The organism is Bacillus sp. FSL K6-1284 (assembly GCF_038002625.1).
Taxonomy (GTDB): Bacteria; Bacillota; Bacilli; order Bacillales; family Bacillaceae; genus Bacillus; species Bacillus paralicheniformis.
This window is the reverse complement of sequence record NZ_JBBOCW010000001.1, coordinates 2,988,735-3,002,044: the sequence shown is the minus strand read 5'-3', so window position 1 is coordinate 3,002,044 and position 13,310 is coordinate 2,988,735. Positions and strand designations below refer to the sequence as shown.

The window sequence follows — 13,310 nt, the reverse complement described above, 5'->3', positions numbered from 1 at the left end:
TTGGAGGGCTCATAATTTGTCGCAGCAACCGATACGCTATGAGTTCATAAAAGCATGTAAACAAACAGGAGCAAGGCTGGGGAGAGTGCACACCCCGCACGGCTCATTTGAAACGCCGGTGTTTATGCCCGTAGGAACGCTCGCCACCGTTAAAACGATGGCGCCGGAAGAGCTGAAAGAAATGGGTGCAGGCATTATTTTAAGCAATACGTACCACCTTTGGCTGAGACCGGGCCATGACATCGTCAAAGAGGCGGGGGGCCTTCATCAGTTTATGAATTGGGACCGCGCCATTTTGACGGATTCAGGCGGCTTTCAGGTGTTTTCCCTGAGCGAGTTCCGCAAAATCGAAGAGGAAGGCGTTCATTTCCGCAATCATTTAAACGGAGACAAGCTGTTTTTATCTCCTGAAAAAGCGATGGACATCCAAAACGCCCTCGGATCAGATATTATGATGGCGTTTGACGAATGCCCGCCGTACCCGGCAGAGTACGATTATATGAAGAGGTCTGTTGAACGGACGAGCCGCTGGGCGGAAAGGTGCCTGAAAGCTCACAAACGCCCTGACGAGCAAGGGCTTTTCGGAATCGTTCAAGGCGGAGAGTACGAAAACTTGAGAAAACAAAGTGCGAAAGACTTGATTTCACTGGATTTTCCGGGATATGCTATAGGTGGACTATCCGTCGGAGAGCCGAAAGACGTGATGAACCGTGTGCTGGAGTTTACAACTCCGCTGCTTCCTGCGGATAAACCGCGCTATTTAATGGGGGTCGGCTCACCGGACTCTCTGATTGACGGAGCCATCCGCGGAGTGGATATGTTCGATTGCGTGCTGCCGACAAGGATAGCGAGAAACGGTACGCTCATGACGAGCGAAGGGCGTCTCGTCGTGAAAAATGCCAAATATGAAAGAGATTTCAGACCGATCGACGAGCAGTGCGACTGCTATACGTGCCGCAATTACTCGCGCGCTTATATCAGACATTTAATCCGCTGTAACGAAACGTTTGGAATTCGTTTAACTTCTTATCATAATCTTTATTTTCTGTTAAAATTAATGGGGCAAGTCAGAGATGCCATTCGTGAAGATCGTTTAGGTGATTTCCGGGAAGAGTTTTTTGAGCGCTACGGTTTTAATAAACCAAATGCTAAAAGTTTCTGACACATAAACGAAGAAAGCGATAAAGCCATTTGAAAGGGGTGAAAAAATAATGGAGATGCTTGGAACATTACTTCCGATTATTTTAATGTTTGCGGTTCTTTATTTCCTTTTGATCCGTCCGCAGCAAAAGCAGCAGAAGGCTGTCCGCCAGATGCAGGAGGAGCTGAAAAAAGGAGATAAGGTCGTAACGATCGGCGGCCTGCACGGCATCGTTGATTCAATTGACGAAAGCAAGGTTGTCATCAAAACAGGCGACAATACCCGTCTGACATTCGACCGCCGCGCGATCAGAGAGGCGTCAGCAGAATAGCCGAAAGGCTGATACATAAGCATCGGAAATCAGACTGTCGTAGGACGTGAAAACGGCGCTAGCGCCGTTCCTTATGTCTTGATGAAGCCGCAGTTGTTCCTGATGTGACATGGCATAAAAGAAGCCTGATGGGCATGAGAAAAGGGAGCGGTCATCCGCTCCCTTTTTGCTGTCTTTATGCACGGCTCCCCTGCAGATTGACCCCGAAAATCCCGCCCAGCATGCTGACTCCCAAAAAACCGGAATGATAGAGCAGCTGCTTCAAATTGAAGGCTTCGCCAAAGCCGAGATATTGAAACAAAAGCACCGTAAGAGAGAAGCAAAGCGCTGTCAACCCTCCGCTCAGCCACCCTTTTTCCTTCGATTTGCCTCCCGCAATAAAACCGCCGATGAACAAGGTAATAAAAGAAATGGCGGTAATAAACCAGCTGAATGAACTTTCGGTTAATGATGTGAAGGTGAGGAGCAGCGAAATGACCAGGCTTCCCGCAAACATCAAAGCGAAAATAACCGCCAAGCTGTATAAAATCCCTTTGCCGACTTGTTTTGGTTCGTTCATCACGATCCTCCTTTCAATATAGACGGGCTCGTCTTTTTAAATGTATTCTGCACGTTTGGCAAATAGACTAGCTCCCCCGACCTTTTATACATAAAAGCCTCAATTTTACAAAGGCTATGTTTATGATCATGATAGGCGGAAGGAGGCGGGCGGTAATGGATGAAATTTTAGCTCTTACGTTTCGGACGGTCGTTTTGTATTTCATCATCTTTATTTTGTTTCGCTTGATGGGAAAGAGGGAAATAGGCGAGCTGAGTATATTGGATCTTGTCGTTTTTATTATGATGGCCGAAATCGCGGTTTTGGCCATTGAAAATCTCGATGACCACCTTCTCCATACGATCATTCCAATTCTCGTTTTGACGCTGATCCAGGTTATATTTGCATATCTGTCATTGAAAAATCAAAAAATCCGCCGGCTTCTCGATGGAAAACCGACGATTATCATAGACCGCGGAAAAATTGATGAACACGCCATGAGGACACAGCGCTATAATTACGATGATTTGATGACACAGCTGAGAGATAAGAATGTGGAACGAATCGGGGATGTTTCATATGCGATTTTGGAGCCGACCGGGAAGCTTTCAGTGTTTACAAAAGACGGGCCAAACAAAATGATCGAACTGCCGTTGATTGTTGACGGAATGGTTCAAAAAGAACAATTGGAAAAGATCGGGAAAGACCGGGAGTGGCTTGAGCAAAAGCTTGAAAAAAGAGGACACCGCGATCTTTCCAAAATTTCTTATTGCACATATAATAAAGGTTCTTTTTTTATTGACATAAAGGATGAATTTAAACCTTAAAGCGAGAGCTTACGAAATCCAGCGGCCGAACAGCGGAAACCGCTGGATTTCTTCTTTTTTGACCAGCTTGAAGGCGACCAGAAGGAAGACGTAAAGAAAGCTTGTAACCGCGACACACAAAAGCAGGCGCATCGGCTCGGACTGGTCTAAAAAAAGGTGTTCTTTCATCAGAAGGCTTCCCCACCCTGATATCAAAATGACGCCGAAGGATACGATATATTCTTTCAGGTTAATGCTGATGGGAAGCACTTTGCTGACGGTTGCGGCGTGCAGCAGGGTGACGAGGATGATCCCCGTCAAAATCGCCAGCGCAGCCCCCATAATGCCAAGCGAAGGCCGTGAAGCGAGAACAAAAATGAGACCTGTTTTCACAACGGCGCCGACCAGGCTGTTCATCATTGCCGCGCCGGCCAGGTTTAAAGCCTGCAGGACGGCCTGCAGAGGACCTTGGAAATAGTAAAATAAAAAGAATGGAGCCATGATTTTCACATAAATCGCAGCATTTGACGACCCGTACATCACGCTGACCAGCTCATCCGCGTAGGAAAACAAAATGACCACCGATATTCCGCCGCTTAAAAGGCAAAGCCTCATCGCCTGCTCAAGCCTGTATTCCACGACTTGCATTTTTTTCTGCTCGATTCCTTCGCTGATGGCTGGAACGAGCGCCGTAGACAGAGAATATGTGATAAAGCTCGGGAGGGTGAGAAGCGTCAGGGCAAAGCCGGTCAACTCTCCGTACTGGCTCGTTGCGGCGGAAGCGGCGACCCCTGCTATTGCAAGGCTTTGCGCTACAACAATCGGCTCAAAAAACCATGACAGGTTGCCGATAAAACGGCTGCCCGTTGTTGGGAGCGAGACGCTCATCAGCTCGAAAAACGTGGTCCGTCCAGATTTCAGCGATTGGAAAAAACGTTTTCTGATGCGGATTTTCTTTTTGTATTGAAAGGCGACGAACAAATAAAGGAGTGAAGCCAACTCGCCAAACACGGATGACAGCATCGCGCCCGCAGCCGCATATTCGATGCCGAGCGGAAGGAATGCCGTCGTGCATACGGCGACAAGCGATATCCGGACAATTTGTTCGAGAACCTGGGACACGGCAAGCGGCCTCATATTTTGCTTTCCTTGAAAATAGCCCCTCAGCACGCTGGAAACAGCAATGATCGGAACGACCGGTGTAACCGCCAAAAGCGGATAAAGCGTTCTTTTGTCTGTGAGCAGCGTGTCGGCCATCAGCGGGGCGTAGATGAGAAACACCGGAGTAATGACGGCGCTGAGCGTCCCGGTAATTGCAAGAGACATCACTAAAATCTGCTTTGTCTTTCTGTGGTCTCCGCGCGCTTCCGCTTCAGCGACCAGCTTGCTGATGGCGACTGGAAGGCCGAACTGGGTGAGGGTGACCGCCAGAAAAAAAGTCGGAGCCGCCATCATATAAAGCCCGACACCTTCACTTCCGATGAATCTTGCGATGACAATCCGGTTGATAAAGCCGAGTATTCTCGTAATCAAACCTGCCGCTATTAAAATGAGCGTTCCTTTTAAAAACGTCTGCTTCGTCATTTCTAGAGTCCCCTGCCTTCTCAAACAACCTTTAATCATATACAATAAGATATGCGCATACATCGTCCAAGCATGACAAGTCTCTCTGAAAAAATGTGAAAGGAGCGTGGCTTTGGCATGGGCAAACATCCGGCTGATCTGTACAAGGATCATTTAAAACCCTTTCTTCACAGCAAGACGGAAGAGTTCAGGATACTCGGTTATGACGATATTGAAATAGAGGAATTGTGGTCATACTTATTGAATAAGAAATGGAAGAAAAAGAAGGGTGTTCAAATTCATCAGCTCGCCGGTGATATATTATCTGTGAAAATTGGCGAATTTATGAACTATGCAACCGTAGAATCGTTTAAAACGTCTAATTTACTCGACAGCAAAGAAGGGCAGAATATGCTCGATGAGCTGCTGAGGTAGCCGTAGATTTTGGTTGATTTAAGGAGGAAATACATAATGAAAAAAGGACGCTTGATTGCGTTTTTCCTTACCGTTCTCTTGATCGGTACGGGACTGGGAATGTTCACGAAGCCGGCTGCAGACAGCATCAGCCTCGGCCTTGACCTTCAGGGCGGTTTTGAGGTTCTGTATGAAGTCCAGCCTGCCAAACAGGGCGACAAAATTGACAGGGACGCCCTCATCAGTACGGTTGAAGCACTGAACCGCCGGGCGAATGTGTTGGGCGTCAGCGAACCGAACATTCAAATCGAAGGAAACAACCGGATCAGGGTTCAGCTTGCCGGCGTCGACAACCAGAACAGGGCGCGGGAAATCTTATCCACACAGGCTCAGCTTACGTTCAGGGATACGAATGACAAAGAGCTTTTGAACGGTTCAGATCTTGTCGAAAACGGTGCTAAACAGTCGTTCAAGCAGGACACAAATGAGCCGATCGTGACGATCAAGCTGAAGGATGCCGATAAATTCGGCGAAGTGACAAAGAAAGTGCTCGATATGAAGCCGAACAACCAGCTCGTCATCTGGCTTGATTACAAAAAAGGCGACTCCTTTAAAAAAGAATCGCAAAAAGCGGATCATAAATACATCTCCGCTCCGAATGTCAGCCAGGTGCTGAACACGTCAGACGTAATGATTGAAGGAAACTTTACGATTCAGGAAGCAAAAGATATGGCGAGCATTTTAAATGCGGGCGCTCTTCCTGTCAAACTCGTTGAAAAGTATTCGACATCCGTCGGCGCGCAGTTTGGGGAGCAGGCTTTGAATGATACCGTGTTTGCGGGAATCGTCGGTATTGCTATTATTTTCTTATTTATGCTTCTTTATTATCGCTTGCCTGGTTTTGTCGCGGTCATTACGCTTTCTGTCTATATCTACATTACACTGCAGATCTTTGACTGGATGAATGCGGTTCTGACCCTTCCGGGGATCGCGGCTCTTATTTTGGGTGTCGGGATGGCGGTTGACGCCAACATCATTACGTACGAACGCATAAAAGAAGAGCTGAAGCTCGGCAAATCGGTACGCTCAGCTTTTAAAGCAGGAAACAGAAGATCATTTGCAACGATCTTTGATGCCAATATTACGACGATGCTTGCCGGAATCGTGCTTTTCATATTTGGTACGAGCTCTGTCAAAGGCTTCGCGACCATGCTGATCCTATCCATTTTGACAAGCTTTATTACAGCTGTCTTCCTGTCGCGCTTCCTGCTCGGCCTGCTGGTCGAAAGCCGCTGGCTTGACCGGAAAAAAGGCTGGTTTGGAGTGCGCAAAAAAGACATCCTGGACATTAGCAAGACAGACGAAAATACTGAGCCTCCGACTCCGTTTACCAAATGGGATTTCGTCGGTAAGCGTAAATGGTTCTTCGTATTTTCCGGGATTATTTTGGCTGCGGGAATTGTCATTCTGCTTGTTTTCAGGCTGAACCTTGGCATCGATTTCTCCAGCGGATCAAGGATCGAAGTGCAAAGCGACCACAAGCTGACGAGCGAAGAGCTGAAAAAAGACTTTGAAGAGGTCGGGTTGACAGCCGATTCAATCGTTCTTTCGGGTGATGATCAAAAACACGGCGTCGCCAGATTTGTCGGCGTTCCGGATCAGAAAAAAATTGCCGAAGTGAAGGATTATTTTAAAGATAAATACGGCTCGGAGCCGAACGTCAGCACAGTATCACCGACCGTCGGAAAAGAGCTGGCGAGAAACGCCCTCTATGCGGTGGCCGTCGCGGCTCTCGGGATCATCTTGTATGTTTCGATCCGCTTTGAATATAAGATGGCAATTGCGGCGATCGCTTCCTTGCTGTACGATGCATTCTTCATCATCGCGGTCTTCAGCATTACAAGGCTCGAGGTGGATATTACGTTTATCGCAGCCGTGCTGACGATTATCGGTTATTCGATCAACGATACGATCGTAACGTTTGACAGAATCAGGGAACAGGTGAAAAAGCGCAAGCCGAAGAGCTTCAGCGATTTATCACATATTGTGAATCTGAGCTTGCAGCAAACGTTCACTCGTTCAATTAATACGGTGCTGACCGTCGTCATTGTGGTCATTGCGCTCCTCATTTTTGGCGCAGCATCGATTACGAACTTCTCTGTCGCGCTGTTAATCGGGCTGTTGAGTGGAGTGTATTCATCGCTCTACATCGCAGCTCAAGTATGGCTTGTCTGGAAAGGGCGCGATCTGAAAAAGCCGAAGCGCAAGCCTGCAGGAGAATAAATCGAGGACTGCCCGTACTGCCGGGCGGTCCTTTTTTGGTTTGAAAGAAAAAAGTTGTTTTGGCGGCTTTCTATCGATCTTCTTTTTGTTTAAAATGGGAGCAGAGCGGGAAAATAACGCTAGAAAACGACGCGAATGGAGAGAGTATCTCATGAACAAACAATGGACGTTAATCGCTGCACTTATTTTTACATTAATTGTTGCTGTTTTCGCGGTCATTAATGTTGAACCGGTGAAGGTTGATTTTCTTTTTGGAACGGCAGAATGGCCTTTGATCCTGGTCATTTTGGTATCGGTATTGATGGGGGCGCTCATTATCGGCTCGGCCGGCGCTTTCCAGATCATGCGGCTGAAAAAAGAGCTGAAGGCGCTCAAGAGAGAAGAACGGGTAAAGTATCCTGAACTTGAAGCCGAATCGGCGGCCCCTGAAAATCAGAAAGACTAGAAAGATTGCACGAAATAAATTGAATCCCCTCATGCTGCTCTAGTATAATAGTGTGGTTGAGGGGTGAATTTATGTTAGCGTCAAAAATGCGTTGGGACGTGCAAACGCCCGACAAAGAAAAGGTGGAGCAGCTCGCCGGAAGATTAGGCATTACTCCCCTTGCCGCCTCATTGCTTGTCATGAGAGGTTACGATACAGCCGACAAAGCATCTTCATTTTTAAATGGCAAGGATGCAGTTTTTCACGATCCTTATCTGCTGAAAGATATGGAAAAAGCTGTACAGCGAATCAAACAGGCAATTTCAGATCAAGAAAAGATTATGATTTACGGCGATTATGATGCGGACGGTGTGACAAGCACGACTGTCCTTTTGCAAATGTTGAAAAAATGTTCAGCACAAGCCGATTTTTATATACCTGACCGCTTTAAAGAAGGGTACGGCCCGAACGAAGCGGCCTTTCGCGGGATCAAAGAATCAGGCTATTCATTGATCATCACAGTTGACACAGGCATTGCCGCCGTTCATGAAGCTGAAGTCGCTAAAGAGCTTGGCGTCGATTTGATCATTACGGATCACCATGAGCCGGGACCCGTTTTGCCGGATGCCTATGCGATCATTCATCCGAAGCAGCCGGGCTGCGGCTATCCATTTAAAGAGCTTGCCGGCGTCGGTGTCGCATTTAAGCTAGCCCACGCTTTGAACGGAGAGCTCCCGGAAGATTTGCTCGACCTTTGTGCGATCGGCACGATTGCCGACCTTGTGCCGCTTCATGATGAAAACAGGCAGATTGCCAAGCGCGGCATGGAACAGTTCAGGAGAACGAAGCGCCCCGGATTAAAGGCGCTGACCAAAATTGCCGGAGCGGAGATACATAGTGCGGATGAAGAGACCATCGGTTTTCAAATTGCGCCCCGCTTAAACGCGGTCGGCAGAATTGAACAGGCTGACCCGGCCGTTTACCTCCTGAACACAAAAGACGAAACAGAAGCGGAAGAGCTGGCCGAAGATATCAACGCCTTGAACAAGGAGCGCCAAAAAATCGTCAATCAGATGACAGAGGAAGCCGTTCAGATGATCGAGGAGGAAGGGCTTGACCGGCCGGTGATCGTCGCGGCGCGGCCGGGCTGGAATCCCGGTGTCGTCGGAATCGTGGCTTCAAAGCTTGTCGAGCGGTATTACAGGCCCGCCATCGTTCTCGGTATCGATGAAGAAAAAGGCATTGCCAAAGGATCTGCGCGCAGCATCAAAGGATTTGATTTATTTCAAAATCTCTCGGAGTGCCGGGATATTCTCCCGCACTTCGGCGGGCACCCGATGGCAGCCGGAATGACACTCAACCTGGAAGATGTTTCGGCACTAAGGGAGAGAATCAACCGTCAGGCTGAAGCGGTTCTGACCGAGGAAGATTTTATTCCCGTCCAAGACGTCGATTTGTGCTGCCGGCTCGAAGATATCACGGTTGACAGCATTGCCGAAATGAACATGCTGGCGCCGTTCGGCACGGGAAATCCGAAGCCCTTCGTCCTTGTCAGCGACGTTAAAATTGATGATTCCAGGAAAATCGGCGCCAACAAGAATCACTTGAAGCTTGTGCTGGCAGACGGCGAGAACAAGCTTGATTGCATCGGATTTTATAAAGGCGCCATCGAAGACGGGATCGTTCCTGGAGCAAAGATCTCGATTGTCGGGGAACTGTCGATTAACGAGTGGAATAACAGAAAAAAACCGCAGCTGATGATCAAAGATGCGGCCGTCAATGAATGGCAGCTGTTTGATCTGCGGGGAAAACGGTCATGGGAAGAAAAAATATTGCAGCTGGATCCTGCGAAACGGGCGTGCATCTGCTTCCGTGAGGAAACCAAAGCGAAGCTTGCGGGGACAGGCCTTGAAGAAGAGTTGACCGTCATCAGCGGTCCTGAAGATGCAGAGCGTCTCGTCCTTGAGAGCCGCTATGCGGTATTTATAGATATTCCGCCGTCGCTCGACATCTTTGACCAAGTGATTAAAGGCAAAAAACTGGAGCGCATTTATCTGATTTTTTATCAATCAGACGAACATTTTTTCTCAACATTTCCAACTAGGGAATATTTTAAATGGTACTATGCTTTCCTCCTGAAAAGAGGTTCTTTTGACTTGCCGAAATACGGCGGGGAGCTTGCCAGACATAAAGGCTGGACAAAAGACACAATTGATTTTATGACAAAGGTGTTTTTTGAGCTCGGTTTTGTTACAATAGAGAATGGTGTTTTATCTGTTGTTTATCATGCTGAAAAGCGCGATCTGACAGATTCTGAAACCTACCGGGAAAAACAGCGCCTGATTGAATTGGAGCAAAAGCTCATTTATTCTTCGGCGGATGAGCTTAAACAGTGGCTGGATAAGCGGATGGCGGAAAACGCCGTCGCTTATAAAGTATGAGGAGGACATGAAGACAGATGGATTTGAAGAAGTATGTGACAATTGTGCCGGACTACCCGAAGGAAGGCGTACAATTTAAAGATATTACAACATTGATGGACAAAGGCGACGTCTATCGCTACGCGACAGATCAAATTGTAACGTATGCGAAAGAAAAAGAGATCGATCTTGTCGTGGGACCTGAAGCGAGAGGATTTATCATCGGCTGCCCTGTCGCATATTCGCTCGGGGTAGGATTTGCGCCTGTCCGCAAAGAAGGCAAACTGCCGCGTGAAGTCATCAAAGTCGACTACGGATTGGAATATGGAAAAGATGTCCTGACCATCCATAAAGATGCCATTAAACCGGGGCAGCGCGTCTTGATCACTGACGACCTGCTTGCAACCGGCGGAACGATCGAAGCAACGATCAAGCTGGTTGAAGAGCTTGGCGGCGTCGTAGCCGGAATCGCTTTCCTGATCGAACTGACATATCTTGAAGGAAGAAATAAACTGGACGGATATGATATTTTAACCTTGATGCAATACTAAACAAATTTTATACTATAAAAAGCACTCATAAAAAGCGGGTGCTTTTTTTCCTATTCATATAGTATTCCGGGGCCGGCAAAAGTCCTTTTGAATTTCTTCTCTTTACATCTGTGACATTTTTCTTGATAATAATTACAATACAGTTTTCAATTATAAAAAAGGTGATTCCATGGCGAACGAACAAGTATTAACCGCTGAGCAAGTCATTGAGAAGGCGAAAAGTTACCTTTCCGATGAACATGTTGCTTTTATAAAAAAGGCTTATCAGTACGCGGAAGACGCACATCGCGAACAATACCGCAAATCGGGCGAGCCGTATATTATCCATCCGATCCAGGTCGCGGGTATCCTCGTCGATTTGGAAATGGACCCCGCCACAATAGCGGGAGGATTTCTCCATGATGTGGTGGAAGATACGAGCGTAACGCTTGAAGATTTAAAGGAAGCATTCAACGAAGAAGTTGCGATGCTTGTCGACGGCGTCACGAAGCTTGGGAAAATTAAATATAAATCACAGGAAGAACAGCAGGCAGAAAATCATCGGAAAATGTTTGTGGCTATGGCTCAGGACATCCGCGTCATTTTGATCAAGCTGGCGGACCGCCTTCACAACATGAGAACCTTGAAGCACCTGCCGCAGGAAAAGCAGCGCAGAATTTCAAATGAGACGCTTGAAATATTTGCTCCGCTGGCTCATCGCCTTGGGATTTCAAAAATAAAGTGGGAGCTTGAGGATACCGCTTTACGCTATTTAAATCCGCAGCAATATTACCGGATCGTCAATTTGATGAAGAAAAAGCGGGCCGAAAGGGAATTGTACGTCGAAGAGGTCGTAAACGAAGTGAAAAGCCGCGTCGAAGAGGTCAATATTAAAGCGGACTTTTCCGGCCGGCCGAAGCATATTTACAGCATCTACAGAAAGATGGCGATGCAAAACAAGCAATTCAATGAAATTTACGACTTGCTCGCAGTCCGGATCCTCGTCAACAGCATCAAGGACTGCTACGCGGTTCTAGGCATCATTCATACATGCTGGAAGCCGATGCCGGGCAGATTTAAAGACTATATCGCAATGCCGAAGCCGAACATGTACCAGTCGCTCCACACCACTGTCATCGGTCCGAAGGGGGATCCGCTGGAAGTCCAGATCAGGACGTTTGAAATGCACGAAATTGCGGAATACGGAATCGCGGCCCACTGGGCTTACAAAGAAGGCAAAAATGTCAATGAAGATTCAAGCTTTGATAAAAAGCTTTCCTGGTTCCGCGAAATTTTGGAATTTCAAAATGAATCGAGCGATGCCGAAGAATTTATGGAATCTCTAAAAATCGATTTGTTTTCTGACATGGTGTTCGTTTTTACGCCGAAAGGGGACGTCATTGAATTGCCGTCAGGCTCCGTGCCGATCGACTTTTCGTACCGGATCCATTCAGAAATAGGCAATAAAACGATCGGGGCGAAAGTAAACGGAAAAATGGTTACGCTTGATTACAAGCTGCGCACAGGGGATATCGTAGAAATTCTGACATCCAAGCATTCGTACGGTCCGAGCCAGGACTGGATCAACCTTGCGCAGACATCTCAGGCTAAGCATAAAATCCGCCAGTTCTTTAAAAAGCAGCGCAGAGAGGAAAACGTCGAAAAAGGCAGAGAACTGGTTGAAAAAGAAATTAAAAACCTGGACTTTGAAGTGAAGGACGTCTTAACTGTCGAGAATCTGCAAAAAGTCGCCGACAAGTTCAATTTTGCCAATGAAGAAGACATGTATGCCGCAGTCGGCTATAACGGCATTACAGCCGCTCAAGTTGCAAACCGTCTGACGGAAAAAGAACGGAAAATCAGAGATCAGGAAGAACAGGTGAAAAGCGTTCAAGACGTAACGCCTGAACCGAAACCTTACCAAGGGAAAAAACGCGAAGCGGGCGTTCGCGTCAAAGGCGTTGACAACCTTCTGATCAGACTGTCAAAATGCTGCAACCCCGTTCCGGGAGATCCGATCGTCGGATTCATTACAAAAGGCCGGGGTGTATCCGTCCATCGCGAGGACTGCCCGAATGTTTTAACAAATGAAGCGCTCGACCGGCTGATTCAAGTAGAATGGGAGCATGAGCCGCAGACGCAGCGGAGAAAAGAATATAACGTCGAAATCGAAATTCTCGGCTATGACCGCCGCGGCCTTCTTAATGAAGTTCTTCAGGCCGTTAATGAGACAAAAACAAATATTTCATCTGTGTCAGGTAAATCGGACCGCAATAAAGTGGCGACGATCCATATGGCCATCTTCATTCAAAATATTAATCATTTGCATAAAGTGGTTGAACGGATCAAACAGATTAAAGATATCTACTCCGTGCGCAGGGTGATGAATTAGGAGGAAAAGCGTCATGAGATTAGTTGTTCAGCGCGTCACAGATGCAAGCGTTTCGGTAGGAGGCGAGACTGTCGGTCAAATCGGCCTCGGCTTGATGGTGCTTGTCGGCGTGACGCATGAGGATACGAGCGAAGATGCCGCATATTTAGCGGAAAAGCTAGTCAATCTGCGAATTTTTGAAGATGAAGGCGAAAAGATGAACCTGTCGCTTTTAGATGTCGGAGGCTCCGTTTTATCGGTTTCTCAGTTTACCTTGTACGGCGACACGAAAAAAGGAAGACGGCCGAATTTTACAAAAGCGGCAAAGCCCGATCAGGCGCTTCAATTGTACGAGGAGTGGAACAGCATGCTTCGCGCGAAAGGCGTTGCTGTCGAAACGGGAAGATTTGGCGAAATGATGAATGTCAAGCTGACAAATTCGGGCCCCGTCACCTTTATTATGGATTCTAAAGCTTAAAAAAGCTCCCA

General features: G+C 47.4%; 12 protein-coding genes. 10 read left to right on the top strand and 2 right to left on the bottom strand.

Features of this window, described 5'->3' with window-relative positions; all coding sequences use genetic code 11:
- Positions 1-16: 16 nt before the first annotated feature.
- Positions 17-1,162 (top strand): tRNA guanosine(34) transglycosylase Tgt, encoded by a 1,146-nt coding sequence (gene tgt / locus MHB72_RS15350; RefSeq protein WP_020452419.1) that lies wholly within the window; start codon positions 17-19, stop codon positions 1,160-1,162.
- A gap of 46 nt (positions 1,163-1,208) precedes the next feature.
- Positions 1,209-1,472 (top strand): preprotein translocase subunit YajC, encoded by a 264-nt coding sequence (gene yajC / locus MHB72_RS15345; RefSeq protein ID WP_085959518.1) that lies wholly within the window; start codon positions 1,209-1,211, stop codon positions 1,470-1,472.
- A gap of 175 nt (positions 1,473-1,647) precedes the next feature.
- Here yajC and MHB72_RS15340 read toward each other — a convergent pair whose 3' ends face one another.
- A complete protein-coding gene (locus tag MHB72_RS15340; protein WP_020452418.1) occupies positions 1,648-2,031 on the bottom strand; it encodes a TIGR04086 family membrane protein in 384 nt (127 codons plus the stop codon).
- A gap of 155 nt (positions 2,032-2,186) precedes the next feature.
- On the opposite strand from MHB72_RS15340, the gene MHB72_RS15335 reads away from it, so the two are divergent.
- A complete protein-coding gene (locus MHB72_RS15335; RefSeq protein WP_020452417.1) occupies positions 2,187-2,837 on the top strand; it encodes a DUF421 domain-containing protein in 651 nt (216 codons plus the stop codon).
- A 9-nt stretch (positions 2,838-2,846) separates the two neighbouring features.
- Here MHB72_RS15335 and spoVB read toward each other — a convergent pair whose 3' ends face one another.
- Entirely contained in the window at positions 2,847-4,400 is a 1,554-nt protein-coding gene (gene spoVB, locus MHB72_RS15330) for a stage V sporulation protein B (RefSeq protein WP_216919884.1), read from the bottom strand.
- A gap of 117 nt (positions 4,401-4,517) precedes the next feature.
- Here spoVB and MHB72_RS15325 point away from each other — a divergent pair, with 117 nt between their 5' ends.
- From MHB72_RS15325 to dtd, 7 genes are all read left to right on the top strand, one after another.
- Complete coding sequence (locus MHB72_RS15325; protein ID WP_216919886.1) at positions 4,518-4,814, top strand: post-transcriptional regulator; 297 nt, start codon at positions 4,518-4,520, stop codon at positions 4,812-4,814.
- Between the two features lie 36 nt (positions 4,815-4,850).
- The gene (gene secDF / locus MHB72_RS15320; protein WP_026579145.1) at positions 4,851-7,076 is read left to right on the top strand and encodes a protein translocase subunit SecDF; all 2,226 of its coding nucleotides are present in this window, start codon (positions 4,851-4,853) and stop codon (positions 7,074-7,076) included.
- 151 nt (positions 7,077-7,227) lie between these two features.
- Positions 7,228-7,521: a LapA family protein gene (locus tag MHB72_RS15315; RefSeq protein WP_101561151.1), complete on the top strand. Its 294-nt coding sequence runs from the start codon at positions 7,228-7,230 to the stop codon at positions 7,519-7,521.
- Positions 7,522-7,592: 71 nt separating this feature from the next.
- Positions 7,593-9,941: a single-stranded-DNA-specific exonuclease RecJ gene (recJ, locus tag MHB72_RS15310; RefSeq protein ID WP_026579146.1), complete on the top strand. Its 2,349-nt coding sequence runs from the start codon at positions 7,593-7,595 to the stop codon at positions 9,939-9,941.
- Positions 9,942-9,958: 17 nt separating this feature from the next.
- Positions 9,959-10,471 carry an adenine phosphoribosyltransferase gene (locus MHB72_RS15305; protein ID WP_023855391.1) on the top strand — a complete coding sequence of 171 codons (513 nt, stop codon included), beginning with the start codon at positions 9,959-9,961 and terminating at the stop codon, positions 10,469-10,471.
- A gap of 169 nt (positions 10,472-10,640) precedes the next feature.
- On the top strand, positions 10,641-12,842 hold the full coding sequence (locus tag MHB72_RS15300) for a RelA/SpoT family protein (protein ID WP_023855390.1): 2,202 nt from the start codon (positions 10,641-10,643) through the stop codon (positions 12,840-12,842).
- A 13-nt stretch (positions 12,843-12,855) separates the two neighbouring features.
- Positions 12,856-13,299: a D-aminoacyl-tRNA deacylase gene (gene dtd, locus MHB72_RS15295; RefSeq protein WP_035338452.1), complete on the top strand. Its 444-nt coding sequence runs from the start codon at positions 12,856-12,858 to the stop codon at positions 13,297-13,299.
- Positions 13,300-13,310 lie beyond the last annotated feature (11 nt).